21 protein-coding genes and 2 pseudogenes are annotated in these 19,704 nt (G+C 72.0%); 14 read left to right on the top strand and 9 right to left on the bottom strand.

All coding sequences use genetic code 11. The features are described 5' to 3' along the window. Positions 1–19: 19 nt before the first annotated feature. Positions 20–659: pseudogene (locus tag ACFXI4_RS34430) on the bottom strand (aldehyde dehydrogenase family protein). Further along, positions 599–1,378 (bottom strand): aldehyde dehydrogenase family protein, encoded by a 780-nt coding sequence (locus ACFXI4_RS34425; RefSeq protein ID WP_384998449.1) that lies wholly within the window; start codon positions 1,376–1,378, stop codon positions 599–601. Before ACFXI4_RS34425 ends, ACFXI4_RS34430 begins: the two are co-directional and overlap by 61 nt. Before the next feature lie 180 nt (positions 1,379–1,558). Here ACFXI4_RS34425 and ACFXI4_RS34420 point away from each other — a divergent pair, with 180 nt between their 5' ends. The 10 genes and pseudogenes from ACFXI4_RS34420 to hemC all read left to right on the top strand — a co-directional run bounded on the left by ACFXI4_RS34420 (position 1,559) and on the right by hemC (position 10,340). Beyond that, positions 1,559–1,846 carry a putative quinol monooxygenase gene (locus ACFXI4_RS34420; RefSeq protein WP_384998446.1) on the top strand — a complete coding sequence of 96 codons (288 nt, stop codon included), beginning with the start codon at positions 1,559–1,561 and terminating at the stop codon, positions 1,844–1,846. Between the two features lie 286 nt (positions 1,847–2,132). After that, the gene (locus ACFXI4_RS34415; RefSeq protein ID WP_384998443.1) at positions 2,133–2,387 is read left to right on the top strand and encodes a cupin domain-containing protein; all 255 of its coding nucleotides are present in this window, start codon (positions 2,133–2,135) and stop codon (positions 2,385–2,387) included. Positions 2,388–2,515: 128 nt separating this feature from the next. Further along, positions 2,516–2,926, top strand: coding sequence for an SH3 domain-containing protein (locus ACFXI4_RS34410; RefSeq protein ID WP_384998441.1), 411 nt, complete (start codon positions 2,516–2,518; stop codon positions 2,924–2,926). Between the two features lie 193 nt (positions 2,927–3,119). After that, complete coding sequence (locus ACFXI4_RS34405; protein ID WP_384998438.1) at positions 3,120–3,887, top strand: DUF2690 domain-containing protein; 768 nt, start codon at positions 3,120–3,122, stop codon at positions 3,885–3,887. Then, positions 3,845–5,324 (top strand): annotated as a pseudogene (locus tag ACFXI4_RS34400) (MFS transporter). The gene ACFXI4_RS34405 and the pseudogene ACFXI4_RS34400 overlap by 43 nt, the downstream one beginning before the upstream one ends. A 269-nt stretch (positions 5,325–5,593) precedes the next feature. Beyond that, positions 5,594–6,553, top strand: a complete 960-nt coding sequence (locus ACFXI4_RS34395) for an ATP-dependent DNA ligase (RefSeq protein WP_384998611.1) — start codon at positions 5,594–5,596, stop codon at positions 6,551–6,553. 140 nt (positions 6,554–6,693) lie between these two features. Continuing rightward, positions 6,694–7,470, top strand: coding sequence for an NPP1 family protein (locus ACFXI4_RS34390; RefSeq protein WP_362732784.1), 777 nt, complete (start codon positions 6,694–6,696; stop codon positions 7,468–7,470). 260 nt (positions 7,471–7,730) lie between these two features. After that, positions 7,731–8,729 (top strand): TDT family transporter, encoded by a 999-nt coding sequence (locus tag ACFXI4_RS34385; RefSeq protein ID WP_384998434.1) that lies wholly within the window; start codon positions 7,731–7,733, stop codon positions 8,727–8,729. 85 nt (positions 8,730–8,814) lie between these two features. After that, positions 8,815–9,423 carry an enoyl-CoA hydratase-related protein gene (locus tag ACFXI4_RS34380; protein WP_384998431.1) on the top strand — a complete coding sequence of 203 codons (609 nt, stop codon included), beginning with the start codon at positions 8,815–8,817 and terminating at the stop codon, positions 9,421–9,423. Beyond that, positions 9,405–10,340, top strand: coding sequence for a hydroxymethylbilane synthase (hemC, locus tag ACFXI4_RS34375; RefSeq protein WP_384998428.1), 936 nt, complete (start codon positions 9,405–9,407; stop codon positions 10,338–10,340). Before ACFXI4_RS34380 ends, hemC begins: the two co-directional genes overlap by 19 nt. 55 nt (positions 10,341–10,395) lie before the next feature. On the opposite strand, the gene ACFXI4_RS34370 is transcribed toward hemC, so the two are convergent. The 4 genes from ACFXI4_RS34370 to ACFXI4_RS34355 form a co-directional block, all read right to left on the bottom strand. Next, positions 10,396–10,926 carry a hypothetical protein gene (locus ACFXI4_RS34370; RefSeq protein WP_384998425.1) on the bottom strand — a complete coding sequence of 177 codons (531 nt, stop codon included), beginning with the start codon at positions 10,924–10,926 and terminating at the stop codon, positions 10,396–10,398. 195 nt (positions 10,927–11,121) lie between these two features. Further along, positions 11,122–11,973, bottom strand: a complete 852-nt coding sequence (locus ACFXI4_RS34365) for an ABC transporter permease (RefSeq protein ID WP_362725121.1) — start codon at positions 11,971–11,973, stop codon at positions 11,122–11,124. Beyond that, positions 11,933–12,760 carry an ABC transporter ATP-binding protein gene (locus ACFXI4_RS34360; protein ID WP_384998422.1) on the bottom strand — a complete coding sequence of 276 codons (828 nt, stop codon included), beginning with the start codon at positions 12,758–12,760 and terminating at the stop codon, positions 11,933–11,935. The genes ACFXI4_RS34365 and ACFXI4_RS34360 overlap by 41 nt, the downstream gene beginning before the upstream one ends. Beyond that, positions 12,757–13,221, bottom strand: a complete 465-nt coding sequence (locus ACFXI4_RS34355; RefSeq protein ID WP_362725127.1) for a MarR family transcriptional regulator — start codon at positions 13,219–13,221, stop codon at positions 12,757–12,759. The genes ACFXI4_RS34360 and ACFXI4_RS34355 overlap by 4 nt, the downstream gene beginning before the upstream one ends. 263 nt (positions 13,222–13,484) lie before the next feature. Between ACFXI4_RS34355 and ACFXI4_RS34350 the strand changes: the two genes are divergently transcribed. Beyond that, positions 13,485–14,294, top strand: a complete 810-nt coding sequence (locus ACFXI4_RS34350; protein WP_384998418.1) for a SigB/SigF/SigG family RNA polymerase sigma factor — start codon at positions 13,485–13,487, stop codon at positions 14,292–14,294. 3 nt (positions 14,295–14,297) lie between these two features. Here the strand turns inward: ACFXI4_RS34350 and ACFXI4_RS34345 are convergent, their stop codons facing one another. Further along, the gene (locus tag ACFXI4_RS34345; protein WP_384998415.1) at positions 14,298–14,612 is read right to left on the bottom strand and encodes an ANTAR domain-containing protein; all 315 of its coding nucleotides are present in this window, start codon (positions 14,610–14,612) and stop codon (positions 14,298–14,300) included. A gap of 129 nt (positions 14,613–14,741) precedes the next feature. Between ACFXI4_RS34345 and ACFXI4_RS34340 the strand changes: the two genes are divergently transcribed. Next, complete coding sequence (locus ACFXI4_RS34340) at positions 14,742–15,554, top strand: VOC family protein (RefSeq protein ID WP_384998412.1); 813 nt, start codon at positions 14,742–14,744, stop codon at positions 15,552–15,554. A 21-nt stretch (positions 15,555–15,575) separates the two neighbouring features. Here ACFXI4_RS34340 and glgX read toward each other — a convergent pair whose 3' ends face one another. Then, the gene (gene glgX / locus ACFXI4_RS34335) at positions 15,576–17,720 is read right to left on the bottom strand and encodes a glycogen debranching protein GlgX (RefSeq protein ID WP_384998409.1); all 2,145 of its coding nucleotides are present in this window, start codon (positions 17,718–17,720) and stop codon (positions 15,576–15,578) included. Then, positions 17,717–18,220 carry a pep a2 gene (locus tag ACFXI4_RS34330; protein ID WP_384998406.1) on the bottom strand — a complete coding sequence of 168 codons (504 nt, stop codon included), beginning with the start codon at positions 18,218–18,220 and terminating at the stop codon, positions 17,717–17,719. Before ACFXI4_RS34330 ends, glgX begins: the two co-directional genes overlap by 4 nt. A gap of 303 nt (positions 18,221–18,523) precedes the next feature. Here ACFXI4_RS34330 and ACFXI4_RS34325 point away from each other — a divergent pair, with 303 nt between their 5' ends. After that, positions 18,524–18,817 carry a DUF5133 domain-containing protein gene (locus tag ACFXI4_RS34325; RefSeq protein ID WP_362728843.1) on the top strand — a complete coding sequence of 98 codons (294 nt, stop codon included), beginning with the start codon at positions 18,524–18,526 and terminating at the stop codon, positions 18,815–18,817. A gap of 102 nt (positions 18,818–18,919) precedes the next feature. Next, positions 18,920–19,704, top strand: a 785-nt coding sequence (locus ACFXI4_RS34320; RefSeq protein ID WP_384998402.1) for a maltotransferase domain-containing protein, incomplete at its 3' end; no start/stop codon positions are given.

Genomic DNA, 19,704 nt, shown 5'->3' with positions numbered 1-19,704 from the left:
CTCCTCTCTCTTGTCCTGCTCAGGCGCCGAAGTGCACGGCCACCGTCTTGACGCGGGTGGAGAACCTCAGGACTTCCTCGCCCTGCTCCCTGTAGCCCGTGCCGGAATCGTGGAACCCCCCGAACGGCAGGTGCACGTCCCAGCCGGTGGTCGTCGTGTCGACGGCGACCTGCCCGCACTCGGCATCCTCGGCGAAGCGCTACGCCGAGGCCAGGCCGCGGGTGAACACCGCGGCGGCGAGGCCGAAGACGGAGTCGTCGACCGCCGCGACCGCCGCCTCGAAGTCGTCGACCGCGCGCACGGCGAGGACCGGTGCGAAGACCTCCTCGCGCCAGAGAGCCGTCGTCGGGGTGATGTCCGCGAGGACGGTGGGCTCCACGTAGCAGCCGTGAGGCCGCTCGGCGGCCACCCGCCCTCCGGTGAGCACGGTCGCGCCCTCCGCCACCGCCCTGCCCAGGTCCGCGAGGACACCGTCGCGCTGCTTCGGACCGGCCAGCGGGCACCGAGGTCGCCGGGTCGGTGCCCGGACCGACCGTCAGCGCCGCCACCTCCGCGAGCGGCAGCGCGAGGACCTCGTCGTACACCGGCAGCTCGACGATCACCCGGCTGATGGCGGTGCAGCACTGGCCGGCCTGGCCGAAGGAAGCGGCGCCGACCACCTTGGCGGCGGCCGGGCGGCGTCACGCAGGACCACCGAGGCGTTCTCGCCGCCGAGTTCGCCCTGGAAGCGGACGGAGCGGTCGGCGAGCCGGCGCCGTATCCGGTTGCCGACGGCGTCGGACCCGGTGAAGGTGACGCCGGCGATCCTCGGGTCGTCCGGGAGCGCCTCCTCGATCTCGGCGGTCCGGCCCGTGACCACGTTGAGCACCCCGGCGGGCAGGCCCGCGTCGTGCAGGGCGCGGGCGAAGTGCAGGCCGGACAACGGTGTCTCGGTGGCCGGCCTGAACACGGCCGCGTTGCCGGCGGCCAGCAGCGGGGCGAGCTTGCGGGCCGGGGTGATCAGCGGGTCGTTCCAGGGGCTGATCACCAGGATCACGCCGATCGGCTTGCGCTGGGTGTGCGTACGGTGGTTCGGGCGTACGTCGTGCAGGAGGACGCCGTAGCCCTGCCGGGCCACACCGGCGCAGTGCTCCAGGGACTCGACGGCCTTGAGGGTCTCGCCGGTCGCCTCGGTCAGGATCCGGGCCCGTTCGAAGGGGCTGGTGCGCTTCCGGGCCGCGAAGCCGCGCTCGGCGTGGTCGCAGGCGCGGATGACGTCCTTCGCGGACAGGAGCGGAACCCGATCGAGCGGGGTGCGGACGCCGGCGGGATCGCGGACGTCGATCCATTCGCCGGTCCTCGTCCACTCCCCGCCCAAGAGGGATTCCAGCGTGCGCATGGAGATCACTTCCTCCGTCGTCCGCGGCGCCGCCCGTGCGGGCCGGATGCGACGAGACACCATGTGGGAGGGGGGCCACCAGCCCCGTGGGGGAAGGCATTGGTTGCGCCGTGCGCGGGCCGTCGGGCTCATGATCCATGCTGGAATCGGCGGGCCGGACACGTCTCCTGGAGGAAACCCATGACATACGCCGTTGTCGCCCACTACCGCTGCTCCGCCGCCGACGCGGCGACGGTGCGCGCCGCGCTTCTCGAGGCGCGCCAGGCCACGCGCACCGAGCCGGCGAACCTGATGTACGAGGTGCACGCCGTGGAGGGCGAGCCGGGCGGGTTCCTGCTGTACGAGCGGTACGCCGACCGGGAGGGGTTCGAGGCGCACCGGGCCTCGGCCCACTTCGCCGAGGTGATCACAGGTGTGGTGCTGCCGCTGCTGACGGAGCGCACGGTGACTTTTGCGGAGGTGCTTTAGCCTCTGCCGGGCTGGTGTTGCGGGATGGGAGCGGGTGGAGTGTGGTTGCTCGCGCATCCTCGTGCCCGTGCGGGGCGCGGGGAACTGCGCGGCCGGCCACGACGGCGGAGCACTCAGAACTCGTTGCCCCAGCAGTAACGGGCGATCGTCTCCACCAGGACGTGCCCCTGCTCGACCGGGGCGCGGCGCGGTCGCGACGACACCGCCGATCACCACGCCGCCGGCGGCGGGGAGAATCTGATCACCAGTGGGCATGAGTGTCTGTCCGGTGGGCTCCGGAGCGCCCGTGCACTCGCACAACTGCGGCGAGCGCGTGACCGTCCTGGAGGGTGAGGCGGAGGTGTGGGTGGACGGCGAGGTGACCCGGCTGGAGCGGTTCGACACCACCTGCGTCCCGTCTCCCGTTCCCCACCTGTTCCGCAACGTCGGGGACACCCCGCTGCTTATCCTGTGGGTGTACTCGTCGGGATACGTCACCCGGACCTTCACTCGGACGGGAAAGACGGTCGAGCGCCTCTCCGCCCACGACCGGACGGGCTGAGTCCCGTCCCCGGGAACGTCCCAGGCGTCCCGGGGAACGCAGGGACGACATGACCGCCGTCGGCCATGGCAATCCTCCGAATCGTGATCACCGTTCGTGGTCACGAGGACGACAGCACGGAGGTTTCCATGTCCCGTCGGATCCTGAAGAGCGGCCTGCTGGCCACCATCGCGGTGTTCGCGTTCCTGCCCTCGCTGGGGGCGGCCCCCGCCAGCGCCGCCGCGCCGATTCCGGCCCCGCACGGAATCGTCCAGTACTACAACTACACCACCCTGCCCGCCCCGGCGGTACAGCGCCACCACGACTACCGCACCGTGGGCCGGGTGACCACCCGCCACGTCCGGCTCAACGTCCGGTCCGGCCCGAGCACCCGCTACCACGTGGTCGGTCACCGTCACAGCAACCGGCTGGTCCCGGTGGCCTGCAAGACGTACGGCGGTTCGGTGCGCGGCAACCACACCTGGTACCGGCTCCCGCACCGCAAGGGGTACGTCTCCGGCCACTACGTCCGGATCGGCCACGCCGTTCCGTGGTGCTGACGGGTCCGTCCCGCCGTACCGCCTGACCGCCGAGGCCTGTTCGGGAACGCCGTTTCCGAACAGGCCTTCGGCATGCACCCCCTGATTCACCGTCTTCACACCTGTTCGCGGGTTGCGGCCCCGGCACCGAGGGGAAGCCATTCCGACAACAGGGGCGAAACGCCCATAGCGTAATGAAGTCGAGGCACGTCACATGCGGCACTCCGAAGGAGCGACCACCACCCCACCCGACGAGTCACCGGCGGCAAACCTGCGTGAGCTGAAGGAGCGTACGGGACTGAGCCTGGCGGCACTGGCCGCGCGCACCCCGTACAGCAAGTCCGCCTGGCACCGCTATCTGAGCGGCGCGAAACGGCCACCGCGCCCGGCCGTTGAGGCCCTGGCCCGGCTGGCGGGCGTCGATCCGGCGACCGTACTGGCGCTGTGCGAGGCCGCCGAGGAGCAGCCGGCCGCGGTCCCCTCACCGCAGGCGCCCCGGACGAGGCGGTGGTGGCGGCTGCCGCTGACCGCGCTGGCACTGCTCGCACTGGCCGGGGTGACGGCGGCCGCCGTGAGCGTGTCGGACCGGCGTGCCACCCAGGGCGCGCAGCCGGTGTCGGGCGCGCCGCGCTGCCACGGGCGGTCCTGCCAGGGCGAGTTGCCGGACACCTCGGCGTGCGCCCGGGACGCGCAGACCAAGAGCAGGGTCACCGGCACCGCGTACGACGTCCGGCTTCGCTACTCCGCCGCCTGCGGCACGGCCTGGTCGGAGGTGCGGATGCACACCCCGCACGCCCGGGAGGTCTCGGTCCGGACCGGGCAGGACGTGCTCTCCGCGAGTTATCCCGCCGACGACTCCGTCGGCTACACCAGCCCGATGCTCGCGGTTCCGACACCCCGGGGGGTGGAGGCGTGTGCGGACGTCGAGGGGAGGCTGGCGTGCACCGGACTGGAGGCCGGGCCCGGCGACCTGGAGGAGTGAGACCGGCACGCTCCGGTCCGAACGCGGTGGTGGCGGTGCTGGCCCTGGCCGGCATCACCGTCTCGCTGATGCAGACCCTGGTGATCCCGATCGTCCCGGAGCTGCCGAAGTACCTGAACGCCTCGCGGCGTCCGACGCGGCCTGGGCGGTGACGGCGACCCTGCTGGCCGCCGCGGTGGCCACTCCGGTGGCCGGCCGTCTCGGTGACATGTTCGGCAAGCGGCTGATGCTGCTGGTCAGCCTGGTGCTGCCGGTCTCCGGTTCGGTGGTGGCCGCGCTGAGCGACTCGCTGGTCCCGATGATCGTCGGCCGTGCTCTGCAGGGTCTCGCCGCATCCGTGGTGCCGCTGGGCATCAGCATCATGTGCGACGAACTCCCGCCGGAGCGCCTGGCGGGTTCCACCGCGCTGATGAGCGCCTCACTGGGCGTCGGTGGCGCGCTGGGCCTGCCGGCCGCGGCCTTCATCGCGGGCCACTTCGACTGGCACGGGCTCTTCCGGACCTCCGCCACCCTCGGTGTCGTCGCCTTCGCGCTGGTCCTGCTGCTCGTACCGGAGTCCGCGGTGCGCTCGGGCGGCCGTTTCGACGCCGTCGGTGCCGTGGGTCTCGCGGCCGGCCTCGCCTCGCTGCTGCTCGCCGTGTCCAAGGGCGCCGACCGGGCTGGGCGAGAGGCACCACGCTCGGCCTGTTCGCACTCGCGGTCGTGGTCCTGGCCGCCTGGGGCTTTTTCGAACTGCGCACCGCCCAGCCGCTGGTCGACCTGCGCACCACGGTCCGGCGTCAGGTGCTGTTCACCAACCTCGCCCCGATCGCGTTCGGCTTCTCGGTGTTCGCGATGTCCCTGGTGCTGCCGCGGCTGCTCCAGCTGCCGACCCGGACCGGCTACGGCCTCGGCAGGTCGATGATGACCGTCGGTCTGGTGACGGCCCCGCAGGGACCGGTCATGATGGCCTTCGCCCCCGTCCCGGCCGCCATCACCGAGGCGCAGGGCCCGAAGATCACGCTGATGACCGGTGCGGTGACCGTCGCCGCGGGCCACGGCCTGAACAACCTCCTGATATCCGAGGTCTGGTATCTGGTCCCGGTCTCCTGCGTCATCGGGGCCGGCGTCGGCTTCGCCTGCGGGGCGATGCCCGCGCTGATCATGGGTGCCGTCCCGGCGTCGGGGACGGCCGCCGCCAACAGCCTCAACACCCTGATGCGGTCCATCGGCACGTCGGTGGCCAGCGCCGTCGCCGGCGTGATCCTGGCGCACCTGGCCATCAGCCTCGGCGGCACCTCCCTGCCGTCCGAGAACGCGTTCAAGACGGTCATGGCGGTCGGTGCGGGGGCGGCCCTGCTCGCCCTCGTCCTCGCCTCCTTCCTGCCAGGCCGCCGGCCCGCGGACGCGCAGCCCGCTCCGGTACCCGCCGAACCGGCGGCCGAGTCCGTGCACTGAGCGGGTCGTGAGGGAGCGGGCCGTGCCGTCGGCGGACGGCCCGCTCCCCGGGCACGCTCCGGCGTACCCGCGTCCAGCGTCTATGGCGGGCCGGCCCGCCCGCGAGCTGACCCGACCCATGTCGGGGGTCACCGGGGCCGTCGCCGGTGCCGTCCCCGGTGAGCCCTCCTGAAGGCTGTTCGGGGGAACCGGCGCCCCGGGACGCGTGCCACGGCCGCGGCCGGTTCACATCTTCTGCCGTGACCACCACCCTGCCGCTGATCCCGCCCATGCTCGCCACGCCCGGCAGGCTGCCGCCCGCCGCGCAGGACGCCAGATGGGCGTACGAGACCAAGCAGGACGGCCAGCGCGCGGTCGTCTACCTGCCCGGCGACGGCGGCCTGCTGCTGCGCGCCCGGTCCGGCGAGGACATCACCGCCGCCTATCCCGAACTGAGCCCGCTGGGCGGGATGCTGGGCCGCGTCCCGGCGGTCCTGGACGGCGAGGTGCTGGCGCTCGACGACAGCGGACGCGCCGACTTCCAGCTGCTGCAGAGCCGGATGGGCCTGGCCCACGCCCCGGCCCGGGCGGCCCGGATGGCGGCCCGGGTCCCGGTCCACCTGGTGCTGTTCGACGTGCTGCATCTGGAGGGCGGCTCCCTGCTGAGGGTGCCCTACGCTCAGCGGCGGACCCGGCTTGAGTCGCTCGGGCTCGACGGGCCCTGCTGGTCGACGCCCGGAGCCCTCGTCGGACACGGCGCCGAAGCGCTGCGGGCCACCCGGGAGCACGGCCTCGAGGGCCTGGTCTGCAAGCGGCTGGACTCGGTGTACGAGCCGGGGGTGCGCTCCCGTGCCTGGGTCAAGATCCGGAACATGCGTGCCGAGGACGTGATCGTCGGCGGCTGGCTGCCGGGCAAGGGCCGGCTGGCCGGACTGCCGGGCGCGGTGCTGGCCGGGCAGCGCGCCGCCGACGGGCGGTTGCGGTACGTCGGCGGGGTGGGCACCGGCTGGAGCGAGGCCGAACGGACCGAACTGGCCGCGCTGTTGCGGGCCGCCGCCACCGGCGTGTGTCCCTTCGACCCGGCTCCGTCGGTCCCGGGCGCCCACTGGGTGCTGCCCCGGCTGGTCGGCGAGGTCAACTACAGCACCCGCACCCGCGCCGGACTGCTGCGCCAGCCGTCCTGGCTGCGGCTGCGCCCGGACCTCGCGCCCGCGGAGTCGGCGGCGGACCTGCCGGCGGGCTTCGACTGACCGGCGCCGACACCGAACCGGCCGCCGGCGACCGACTGTTGGGCGGGGCTTCACCAACGGGACGCCCGGACCGTCTTGGCAAGCCCTTGACCTAAGGGGAAGCTGAACGTCCCTTTCCCCCACAGCAGTTGGAGGCCCCCGTGTCGTCACGGACGTTCCGCATCGGTCGCCGCAGATGGCTGACCGGTCTCGCCGGTGCCGCCGCCCTGGTAGTCGCCTTCCCCGCCGCCGCCTTCGCCGCCCCGCCGCAGGCGCTGCCCGCCAACGCCGAGACGGTCGAGAAGACCTACCAGCCGGCTTTCGACTACGACACCGACGGCTGCTATTCGACGCCCGCGATCGGCCCCGACGGCACGGTCAACGGCGGCCTCAACCCGACCGGCGCGCTCAACGGCTCGTGCCGGGACGCCTCCGACCTCGACAACACCAACAGCTACTCGCGCTACAAGTGCAACAACGGCTGGTGCGCCTACATGTACGGCCTGTACTTCGAGAAGGACCAGGCGATCGCGGGCAGCAGCATCGGCGGGCACCGGCACGACTGGGAGCACGTCGTGGTGTGGGTGCAGAGCGGCCAGATCATGTACGTGTCGACCTCCAACCACGGCTCGTTCACCGTGCACGCGGCGTCCGAGGTCCGCTTCGACGGCACCCACGCGAAGATCGTCTACCACAAGGACGGCGTCAGCACGCACTGCTTCCGGCTGGCCAACCCCAACGACGAGCCGCCGGAGAACCACAAGGGCACCTGGCAGTACCCGCCGCTGGTCGGCTGGAACGGCTATCCGGCGGGCCTTCGCGACAAGTTGAGCACCTACGACTTCGGCAGCGCCAACTTCGGCCTGAAGGACGCGAGTTTCGCCTCCCATCTCAGCTCGGCGAAGCCGTCCGGAATCACCTTCGACCCCAACGCCTGACCCCGCCGGTAGTCCGAGGCAGGTCCGAGGCGCTGTGCGCGCACGACGGCGGTGCGTGCACAGCGCCGTGGCCGGGCCCTGGCCGGACCGGGCCCGGGACCCCGCACCCGGCGCGTGCCTGGCGCCCGGCGCGTCCCTGGCGCCCTTCACGCGCTTGCACGCACGAGTTGCCGGTAGTCAGATGGGAACGACACCGTTGCGGTCCGGGCCCGGCGAAGGGGAGCCCGCGCCGGGAAGCCCACCGGAGGAAGTGGGGCGACATGACGAGGACGAGGCCTTCCCCGTATCGGCTGGCGCCCAACCTCTTCGGGATCGGCTTCGGGATCGCCGGCCTGGCCCAGGCCTGGAGCGCCGCCGCGGACACCATCGACGCACCGGCCTGGCCGTCGTACGTGCTGTGGATCCTCGCGGCGGTGGTCTGGCTGGTGACCGTGGTGACCTATCTGCGCAACGTGGTCGCCCAGGGACGGCTGCGTTCGGAGGTCCCGGACCCGACCACCGGCCCGTTCACGGCTCTCGCCGTGATCGTGCCGATGCTGCTGGGAATCGGTCTCGCCCCGCACGCGCGTACCGCCGGCGAGATCGTCTACGCGGTCGGCCTGGTGCTCACCGTCCTCCTCGGCGCATGGCTGACGAGTCTGTGGATCCGCTCCGACACCCAGCTCGCGCAGTGGCATCCCGGCTACTTCCTGCCCACGGTCGCGGGCGGCCTGATCGCGGCCGCCTGCAGTGCCGTCCTCGGGTGGACCACCTTGTCGCACCTGATGCTGGGTTACGGGCTGATCTGCTGGTTCGTCCTGGGGTCGATCCTCCTGCTGCGGCTCTTCACCCAGCCGGCGCTGCCTCCTCCGCTGCTGCCGACCATGGCCATCGAAGTCGCCCCGCCGGTGGTCGCGGGCAACGCGTGGTTCGCCGTCAACGGCGGCCGGCTCGATCTCGTCGCCGAGCTTCTCGCCGGATACGCGGTCCTGATGATCCTCGTGCAGATCGGCCTGGCGAGCACCTACCGGCGGGTGCCTTTCGGGCCCGGCCACTGGGCGTTCGCCTTCTCCTACGCGGCGGCCTTCACCGACGGCATCCACTGGCTGGCCGTGGAACATGTCCACGGGCAGAAGGCCCTGACCTATCTGGTGCTGGCGATCGCCACGTCGGCGCTCGCCGCGCTCGCGGCCCGTACCGTCCTCGGTCTGGTCCGGCGCGACTTCCTTCCCCGGGTGCCGGCCGATCCCGCCCCGGCCCCGTCCGTCCGCGGAACCTGACGCGGCGGCGCCGGCACGGCGTGCGCACGCTCGAGTCCCGCATCGGAACAGGCCGTCACGGTCACCGTCGAGCGGGACGGCGGCCGTGCCCCCTGGCGGCGCGACGGACCCCCAGGCCGGGCGCGTACGGCGGGCATCGAAGTGCTGCCGGAGGCCTGCATCCGCGTGGCGGCGGACCGCGCCTTCGGCCGGACCGGCGGTCCGCCGCGGCAGCCATCCCTTCGGCGGGGCCACGTTCCGCTTCCCGCGTGCGACGGGCTGGGCCATCGCCATGCGCCGCATCCTGACCGGCGAGGGCTTCGGTGCCGCCGAGGCGTACCGCATCGGTCTGGTCCAGGAGGTCCTTCCCGACGGGCCCACCCACGGCCGTCGAGCGGGCCGGGTCCGGGCCCGCGGGCAGGCAGACGCCACGGCAGCCGCCCGGTTCCAGCCCGACCCCGCCCGGCTGATGACCTCCGCCGGCGCCGCCGACGGCGTGAAGTCCTCCGTCGAACGCCGCGACGTCGCCTTCACCCGCCGCCGCCGACGGCCCGGCCGCGGCGAGCCGGACGGACAGGACAGGCAGGTCGTCGACCCCGGCACCCGCCCCCGGCCGTGTGGCGGCGGCCCGCCGCGCCGGGGGCCGCCGACAGGATGTCGGAATCCGCCGCGGGTACCGAGGTCTATCGTGTCACCATGTCCGTGCCAGAGTTGATCCGTATCGTCTCCCGTGACTCTCCGATGGCGCTCGCTCAGGTGGCCCGGGTCCGGGCCGAGTTGGCCACCCTCCATCCGCAGGTGCGCACCGAGGTCGTGCCGGTGAAGACGACCGGCGACAAGTGGCTGGGCGACCTGTCGCTGGTGGAGGGCAAGGGGGCCTTCACCAAGGAGGTGGACGCCGCGCTGCTCGCCGGTGCGGCGGATCTCGCCGTGCACTGTGTGAAGGACGTGCCGGCGGACCGGCCGTTGCCCGCCGGGACGGTGTTCGCAGCGTTCCTCAAGCGCGACGACATCCGTGACGCCCTCGTCCACCCGGGCGGGCTGACCCTGGACCAGCTGCCGCCGGGCACCCGGATCGGCACCTCCGCGGTCCGCCGGATCGCCCAGCTGGCGGCCACCCATCCGCATCTGCAGTGCGTGCCGTTCCGCGGCAACGCCAACCGGCGCCTGGAGAAGCTCGCCGCCGGGGAGGCCGACGCCCTGCTGCTCGCCGTGTCGGGCCTGGAGCGGATCGACCGTACGGACGTGATCACCGAGGTCCTCGACCCGGAGACGATGATGCCGCCCATCGGTGCGGGCATCCTCGCGCTGCAGTGCCGGGAGGGGGACGCCGACCTGATCGACGTGGTGAGCGGGCTCGGTGACCCGGACACCTACCGGGAGGCCTCCGCGGAGCGGATGTTCCTGCACGTCCTCCAGGGGCACTGCAACAGCCCGATCGCCGGGTACGCCCGGGTGGACGGCGGCGGTGAACTGTCGCTGCGCGCCTGCGTGTTCACCCCGGACGGCAAGACCCGGCTGAACGCGCACGAGTGGGCCGGCCGTCTCGACCCGGCCACGCTCGGCACCTCGGTCGCCGTGGCCCTGCTGCGTCAGGGCGCCCGCGAGATCATCGACGGCATTCCGCACTAGAACCCGGTCGGCGGTGTGAGGGCGTACCGTCGGCCCTTCCGGAGCGCGTCAGCACTCAGGGAGTGGTCGGGCCGGGCTCCGTCTGGTCCTTGAGGAAGGCGCTCACCTGGTGGGCCAGGCTGCCGGGTGCGGCGCTCTGGCAGGCGGTGGGGGCGGTCGACTCGAGTACGCCGATGCCGCCCGCCCACAGCCGCCGGTCGGTCCAGTCCTCGTCGACCCGCAGCTGGATCTGGATGTCGACCTGGGTGAGGGCGGCCTCGGGTCCGGCGGCGTAGAGCACGGCGGTCGCGCGGCGCAGCGGGTAGACGTCGAAGCCCTCGATGAACTGGGAACTGCGCCAGTCGATGACCGCGCCCTCCCCGTCGGGGCCCACCCGCACGTCGATCTGGCCGTCTTCCAGCTGGACGCTGAAGTGACGGGGCCCGCGGTTCTCCACGGTCACCCGGACACTGAAGTACGTCAGCCCGGCGGCGGCGTCGTCCCGGCCACGCGGCGGTTCGGCCGCCTCCAGGCGGTGGACGCGGACCCGCAGACCGGCATGCTCGTCGTACTCGTGCCAGTCCCCGACCACGTTCGGCTCGTACACAGTGCCCCTCTCGACCCACGCTGTTTATCTGTGTGCTCAGCACACTGTCAAATGCGTGGAATGCGCTGTGGCCAGGGGGTTCGCCCGCTTTGATCGCTGATCAAAGCGTTGCGCAGCGGTTATCCCGCCCCGGGACTCCGGGGCGGGACGCAGGCGCGTGCCGCACATCACGTCGGCATCCCGCCCACCGCAAGATCAGCGGGCCAGGCGGCCCAGCAGCGAGGAGGCGGCGGTGATGCCGAGCGCCGCGGCCACCGCCAGTACGGCGAAGTCGAGGCCGAGGTGCGAGGGCGTACCGAGCAGCAGCCCGCGCAGGGCGTCGACCTGGTAGCTCAGCGGGTTGATCTTGCTGACCACCTGGAGCCAGCCCGGCATGATCGCCACCGGATAGAGGGCGTTGGAGCCGAAGAACAGCGGCATGGTGATCGCCTGTCCGATGCCCATCAGCCGGTCACGGCTGAGGACGATCCCCGCGATGCTCATCGAGAGGCAGGAGAAGAACGCGGAGGCGAGGACGACGGCCAGCCCGACCCCGAGCAGCTTCAGCGGGTTCCAGGTGAGCGAGACCCCGAGGATCGCGGCGATGACGATCACCACGACGGCCTGGATCAGGGACTTCACCCCGGCCGCGAAGGCCTTGCCGGTGATGAGGGCCGAGCGCGGGGTGGGGGTGACGAGGAGCTTGTTGAGGATGCCGGCGTCGCGTTCCCAGATGATCTGGATGCCGTAGAAGATCGCGATGAACATCGCGGACTGCGCGATGATGCCGGGCGCGAGGTAGTCGATGTAGGGGATGCCGCCGGTGGGTATCGCCTTGATCCGGGTGAAGGTCTGCCCGAAGATCAGCAGCCACAGGGCGGGCTGTATCGCCCGGGTGTAGAGCTCGGTGCGGTCGTGGCGGAGCTTTTGCAGCTCGACGGCGCACATGGCGACGACCCGGGCCGGCAGCAGCCGCCACCCGGAGCGCGGCTCGGGCGGCGTCAGCAGCAGGGAGGCCGCCGGGCCCTCAGCCGACGCGCTTCGCGGTGCGGCGGGTGCTTCGGACATCGCGGAAACCTCCTGACTGGTCGTCGAGACCGCTTCCGGCCACGTCGCGGAAGACGTCTTCGAGGGTGGGCAGGGTGTCGGTGCCCCGCCGTTCGGCGAGGCCGCGCCTGAGTTCGTCGGGGGTGCCGAGGGCGCGGATGCGGCCCCGGTGCATCAGGCCGACCCGGCCGCAGTGCTGGTCGGCCTCGTCCATGTAGTGGGTGGTGACCAGGACGGTCATGCCGGTGGCTTCGCGTACGGCGTTGATCTGGTCCCACACGCTGGTGCGGGCGATCGGGTCGAGGCCGATGGTCGGCTCGTCGAGGATCAGCAGCCGGGGCGCGCTGACCAGGGCCTGGGCCAGTTCGAGCCGGCGGACCATGCCGCCGGAGTAGGTGCCGGCGAGCCGGTCGGCGGCGTCGGTGAGGTCGACGGCCTCCAGGGCCTGTGCGACCCGTTCGCCGCGCTCGCGCCGGGAGACGTCGAAGACCCGCGCGAACAGGGCGACGTTCTCGCGTCCGGTGAGCCCGCTGTCGGCGGACAGCTGCTGCGGGACGTAGCCGAGCAGTCTGCGCACGGCCATCCGTTCCCGCCCGGTGTCGTGGCCGAAGACGCGGACCATCCCGGCGGGAACGGGAAGCAGGGTGGTGATGCAGCGGATGGCGGTGGTCTTGCCGGCGCCGTTGGGGCCGAGCAGTCCGAAGACCTCGCCCTGGCCGACGGTCAGGTCCAGCCCGTCCACGGCCTTGGTCTCGCCGAAGGTGTAGGTGAGCCCCGTGCAGGCGACCGCGGTGGTGTCCGGCGTCATGATTCCTCGGCCTCCTCGTGCAGGGTGACGGCCAGCCTGCGCAGCGCCGGGAGCGCGGCTTCGAGCGCCGCCCGGTCTGCCTCGTCGAGCCGGGAGACACTGCTGACGACGAGGTCCGCGCGGCGCCGCTGCCAGTCGGCGAGCCGCTTCTCGGCGGCCCCGGTCAGCAGCAGCCGGGCGGCCCGCCGGTCGGCGGGGTCGGTCTCCCGGAGCAGGAAGCCGTCCTTGACCAGCTGGTTGACCAGGGTCGACACCGAGTTGCCCGCCAGAAACAGCTCCCTGGCCGCGTCCGAGATACCGATCCCGGGCCGCGACTCGACCAGACGCAGCAGCTCCACCTCGGCACCGCGCAGCCGCGGCAGCGCGAGCCCGCGGCGTAGTCGGCGGCGGATCAGCCTCTGGATCCCGACGAGCGCGCCGGCCAGCTCTTCCGGGAAGGTCTCCGTGGTCTGCGATGTCACACCTGGAAGATTACCTCTGCTACAGAGGTAATCCCACCAAGGAACGGTCAAGCGGCCGGACGTCAAGAAGTGAGAGCAATCTCACCTTTTTCAGTGAATGTTTTCCTTTACCCCATTCAGGGCATTTGGTGAAGAGTGCTTCGGACCGGAGGCACGTGTGTGGGAGCCGCTTTCCGCCGGTGCCCCCCGTGCTCTCCCGGGGTCCGGGTGGCGTGTCTCCCAGGTGTCCGTCCACACAGCACCCGCTTGAGGAGGTGCGCGCCATGCGTGTCACCACCGCCATCACCACCGCTGCCACCCCCAGGCCCCATCCGCACGACGACGCCCCCGACACGGCAGCGGACTTCGTCCGGCTCGCCGGGCTGCCCGAAGGCCCCGAGCGCAGGGCCCTGCGGGACGAGCTGGTCGAGATGTGGCTGCCCATGGCCCAGCGGATCGCCGTACGGTTCCGGGGCCGCGGGGAGGCCGTCGAGGACCTCTGCCAGGTCGCCGCGCTGGGGCTGGTCAAGGCGGTCGACCACTACGACCCGGCGCGCGGGCGGGCCTTCGAGGCGTACGCGGTGCCGACGATCACCGGCGAGATCAAGCGCCACTTCCGCGACCACATGTGGACCCTGCATGTACCGCGCCGGGTCCAGGAGCTGCGCAACCGGGTCCGGGGCGCCCTCAAGGAGCTGGACCAGACCTCCCCGGGCGAGGCGCCCACCGTCGCGGACATCGCCGAACGGGCGCAGCTCACCGAGAGCGAGGTGCGCGCCGGGATGGAGGCCCTGGACTGCTTCTCGGCCCTGTCGCTGGACGCCGAGGTGTCCGGCGCCGACGGCTACGCGCTGGGCGACACCCTGGGCGCCCCCGACCCCGGCTACGACCTGGTCGTCGACCGCACCTCGGCCGGCCCCTGCCTCCAAGGACTGCCCGAGCGCGACCGGCTCATCCTCTACCTGCGGTTCTTCCGCGGTATGACGCAGAGCCGGATAGCCGAACAGCTGGGCGTCTCGCAGATGCACGTGTCCCGCCTGCTCGCCGCCTGCGTCGAGCGGCTGCGCGAAGAGCTGCTTGCCGAGACGGGCTGAGCCTCACCCGGACGGTGCGCCGGGGATCTGCGTCGGCCCGTACCGGTCGAGGGCGTCCTCCAGCTCGGCACGGATGCCGGCGGGCATGTCCCCGGTGCGCCCCCAGACGAGAATCAGCTCCGCGACGTTGCGAAGCTTGATGTTGGTGTGCTGGGAGACCTCCTTGAGCACTTCCCAGCCCTCGTCGGGGGTGACCCGGCCGAGCGCGACCACCATCCCGATCGCCTGGTCCACCACGGCATGGGAGGCGACGGCCTCCTTGAGCTGATCGATCTCCTCCTGGAGATGCAGGACCGAGTCCGCCTCGTTCTCGCTCACCCCCTCATCGTCACCACTCGTCTGGCCGAGTGCCACCGGGGTACTCGGCAGGCACCCCTGCCGCTTCCGGTTGGAGACTGGTCTCAGACCGGTTCCCCCGGCCGGCCCCGACCCCAGGACGCGAGTGCCATGAACAACGACACGCCTGCCCCCGGCCCCGCGAAGAAGCAGCGGGAGGTCATCTCCACGGACTCGGTCTTCGGCTCCCCGTGCTGGGTGAGCCTGACCAGCCGTGACCTGCGGACCACCGAGGACTTCTACAGCGCCGTGCTGGGCTGGCGATGGCGCAGCGTCCGGCTCGGCGACCACTTCCGGATCGCGCTGGCGGGCGGGGTGCCGGTCGCGGGCATCGCCGCGGTCGCCTCCATGTGGCAGATGGCGGTGGCCTGGACGCCGTACTTCGCCGTCCAGAACGCGGACGAGGCGGTCGCCAGGGCCCGGGAGCGCGGCGGCACGCCGGCGGTGGGGCCGCTGTCCTTCCCGCCCGGCCGTGCGGCGCTGCTCGCGGACCGGGACGGGGCGATCTTCGGTATCTGGGAGGGCCAGCTGGTCTCCAACTGGGAGATCTGGCGGCAGGCCGCGCCGACCTTCATCCGCCTGCACACCCGCAACGCCTTCGACTCGGCCATCTTCTACGGCGAGGTGCTGGGCTGGGCCTCGGACCACAGCTGCTGCGAGGTGGAGTACGAGGGGGGCGAGGTCGTCCTGCGCAGCCGGGGCGACGCCGTGGCCCGGATCGACTCCGGGGCGGTGGAGGCGGCCCCCGATCCCACGGTACGGCCGCACTGGCAGATCCACTTCGCGGTCAACGACGTCGGCGAGTGCGCCCGGGCGGCGGAGAAGCACGGCGGCAGCGTCCTCCAGGAGAAGGACACCGAGGTCATCCTGCGCGACCCGGACGGGGCGCAGTTCACCTTGACCGCCCGCCCGCAGCTCCCCTGACCTTCCCGAGCCGCCGGCCCCTCAGGCCTTGCCGCGGGAGGGCCGGGACAGCAGGACCAGGCTGCGGGCCTCGGCGCGCAGCCTGGTCCCCGCCTTCCGCTCGCGTTCGTCGGGGATGCCGTCGGGCTCGGCGGTGTCGATGAGGGCCGTCCAGCGCTCGCCGTAGGAGTTGTCCGGCAGCCGGAAGTCGACCGGTTCCCAGAAGCTGTTGAGGAGCAGCAGGAACGAGTCGTCGACCAGGCGCCGCCCGTAGGGGTCGCGTTCGGCGATGGCGTCGCCGTTGAGGAAGACACCCACGGAGTGCGCGTCGGCGCGCTGCCAGTCCCGGTCGGTCATCTCGCGGGCGTCCGGCAGCAGCCAGACCAGGTCGGGCAGCGGCTGTCCACGGTGCACGGCGGTCTCGCCGCGGAAGAAGCCGCGCCGGCGCAGCACCGGGTGGGCGGCGCGCAGCCCGATGACGTACCGGGTGAAGTCGCTGAGCGTCCGCTGCTCCTCGGTGAGGTCCCAGTCGGTCCAGGAGACCTCGTTGTCCTGGCAGTAGGCGTTGTTGTTGCCGCGCTGGGTGCGGCCGAGTTCGTCGCCGTGGCTGAGCATCGGGATGCCCTGGGAGAGCAGCAGGGTGGCCAGGAAGTTGCGCTGCTGGCGGGCCCGGAGTTCGAGCACGGCCGGGTCCTTGGTGCCGCCCTCGGCGCCGCAGTTCCAGGACCGGTTGTGGCTCTCGCCGTCCCGGTTGTTCTCGCCGTTGTCCTGGTTGTGCTTGTCGTTGTACGACACCAGGTCGCGCAGGGTGAAACCGTCGTGCGCGGTGACGAAGTTGACGCTGGCGCGCGGCCTGCGCCCCCGGTGCTGGTAAAGGTCGGAGGAGCCGGTGAGCCGGGAGGCGAACTCGCCGAGCGAGCCGGGCTCGGCCCGCCAGAAGTCCCGTACGGCGTCCCGGTACTTGCCGTTCCACTCCGACCACAGCGGCGGGAAGTTGCCGACCTGGTACCCGCCCTCCCCCACGTCCCAGGGCTCGGCGATGAGCTTGACCCGGCTGATCACCGGGTCCTGCTGGATCAGGTCGAAGAACGCCGAGAGGCGGTCCACCTCGTGGAACTGCCTCGCCAGGGTGGCCGCGAGGTCGAAGCGGAAGCCGTCGACGTGCATCTCGGTCACCCAGTACCGCAGCGAGTCCATGATGAGCTGGAGGACGTAGGGATGCCGCATCAGCAGGCTGTTGCCGGTACCGGTGGTGTCGTAGTAGTGCGCCCAGTCGCCGTCGACCAGCCGGTAGTAGGAGGCGTTGTCGATGCCCCGGAAGGACAGCGTGGGGCCCATCTCGCTGCCCTCGGCGGTGTGGTTGTAGACCACGTCGAGGATCACTTCGAGACCGGCCGCGTGCAGCGCCTTGACCATCTCCTTGAACTCGTTGACCTGCTGGCCCCGGCTGCCGAAGGCGCCGTAGGCGTTGTGCGGGGCGAAGTAGCCGATGGTGTTGTAGCCCCAGTAGTTGGACAGGCCCCGGTCCTGCAACACCCCGTCCTGCACGAACTGGTGGACCGGCATCAGCTCGACGGCCGTGACGCCGAGCGAGGTGAGGTGCTCGATGACCGCGGGATGCGCGAGACCGGCGTAAGTGCCCCGGAGCCGCTCGGGTACCTCCGGATGGGTGCGGGTGAGGCCGCGGACATGGGCCTCGTAGATCACCGAGTCGGAGTAGGACCGCCGGGGCGGGCGGTCGTCGCCCCAGTCGAAGTAGGGGTCGGTGACCACACCCAGCATGGAGTGCCCGGCGCTGTCGGCCGGCGACGGTCCGCCCGGGGTGCGTTCGTACAGCGACGCGTGGTTGTCGATCTGACCGTCGACCGCCCGCGCGTACGGGTCCAGGAGCAGCTTCGCCGGATTGCACCGGTGCCCGACCTCCGGGTCCCAGGGGCCGGTCACCCGGTATCCGTAGCGCTGTCCCGGCCCGACGCCCGGCAGGTAGGCGTGCCAGACGAAGCCGTCGACCTCGGTGATCGGCACCGCCCGCCGGGTGCCGTCATCGTTCACCAGGACCAGCTCCACCCGCTCGGCGACCTCGCTGAACAGGGCGAAGTTGGTGCCCTGCCCGTCGAAGGAGGCACCCAACGGGTAGGGGTGCCCGCTCCACACGGACACCCCTTTCCGGGACTTCCGAGCCGTCACCGGGCGCCCTCCAGAACGCCCTCGGCGGAAGCGGCCAGCTGGGCGACGGGGAGGGCGCGGGGCACCCGCAGCGTCCGGCGCAGGCTGGGCGACGGCGCGGTCTTGACCAGCGGGACGCGCTCACCGGACCGGGCTCGCTGCGAAAACCAGATGATCTTGCTGCCGGTCTCCGGGGCACAGCACCCCCAGCCGTCGCTGGTGGCGGCGAGGTGCGCCAGGCAGGACCGCAGGTCCTGGTCCGGGCGCAGGTCACGGTCGTCGTCGCCGATGGCGGTGATGAGGTGCTGCCCGTTCCACCACATCTCGATGGACGTGTGCTTGTCCGTCGCATGATGGTCGATGGCGGTCAGCAGCAGTTCGGCACCGCGGCAGACGGGGTCCACGAGGTTGTCGAGGTCCCAGTAGCGCAGATGGGCGGCCAGGATGCGGCTGACCTGTCCCACCCGTTCCGGGCTGACCTCCACGTCGAGGTGGTAGTAGCAGGGCACTGCGGTCTTCATTGTCGCTTGCTCCTCACCCGGCGCGGCTCCCGCTCCCCTCACCCGTCCGGAAATCCGTTCCGGACGCGTAGCGTGAGCACTCATCGCTTCTGAGTCACTTCCCACAGTGCGGTCGCTACGCCATTCGTGCAACCTGAGAGACGCATGAGGTTGTTGAAGCTCCAACAAGACGCTCCGAGGTCAACCGTGCACCATGAGTGAAAGCCTCGATTCGCCGTAACGGCTCCGTGCCCTTCCGTGCCCGGACGCTCCCCGCCCGGGGACACGTGCCCACTCGAGAGCGTCGGAAGGAACGACACGGCCATGCTGCTACCCGCGAAGGCCGAGGTGGCCCGGCAGCTGCGGCGCTACCGGGCGTGGGAGCGCGTGATGCTCGCCTCGCCGCAGGACCGCGAGGTGCGGTCCACCTTCGAGGACTCGGGCTACACGCTGTGTGTGCTGATGGGCAAGCGATGCGCCCGGGAGGCGGTGGACGCGGCCGAGCGCTATCTGCGCACCAGCCTCGTCACCTATCTCCGGGACCAGGGCGGGCGGGCCCAGCTGAGCGGAAAGGTCCGGCGGAGCCCGCCCTCGGACCGGAGTTCCGCGCGGCAGTGATCCGCGGGCGGACCCCGCGGGAGGACACCTCGTCCTCCCGCGCACCACGGACCGCGGAGCCGGGCCCCGGGCCCGGCTCCGCACACGGCGGAGGTGAGACCCATGAAGGCGACAGAGGCAATCGGCCGTGTCCCGGTGCGTGACGTACGACCGGCCGTGGACGGCGGCGGGCGTCCGGCGAAGGCGGTCCCCGGCGAGACCTTCCAGGTCACCGCCACCGTCTTCCGCGAGGGTCAGGACGCCGTCGGAGCCAATGTGGTGCTGTGCGATCCCGCGGGCCGGGCCGGCCCCTGGGCCCCGATGCGGGAGCTGGTCCCCGGTACCGACCGCTGGGGCGCCGAGGTCACCCCGGACGCGACGGGCCGCTGGACATATCACGTGGAGGCCTGGAGCGCACCGCTGACCACCTGGCGGCGGCACGCACGGGTCAAGATCCCGGCCGGCATCGACACCGGTCTGGTCCTGGAGGAGGGCACCGAGCTCTACGCGCGCGCGGCCGGCCGGATGCCCGCGGGACCCGAGCGCGAGCGGGTCGCGGCGGCGGCCCGGGCCCTGGGCGACGACAGCCTCCCCCTGCACACCCGGCTGGCGAGCGCGCTGGCCCCGGACGTGGACGAGATCCTGGCCCGGTATCCGCTGCGGGAGCTGGTGACCTGTTCGGAGCCGTTGCCGCTGCTGGTGGAGCGGGAGCGGGCCCTGTACGGGTCCTGGTACGAGTTCTTCCCGCGTTCGGAGGGCACGCCCGAGCGGCCGCACGGCACGTTCCGCACCGCGGCCAGGCGCCTGCCGGCGATCGCGGGGATGGGCTTCGACGTCGTCTACCTCCCCCCGATCCACCCCATCGGGACCACCTTCCGCAAAGGCCGCAACAACACCCTCGCCCCCAC

The sequence above is a fragment of the Streptomyces sp. NPDC059224 genome (assembly GCF_042754285.1).
Classification (GTDB): domain Bacteria; phylum Actinomycetota; class Actinomycetes; order Streptomycetales; family Streptomycetaceae; genus Streptomyces.
The sequence above is the reverse complement of the archived record's forward strand: the minus strand, read 5'-3'. Positions and strand labels throughout refer to the sequence as shown.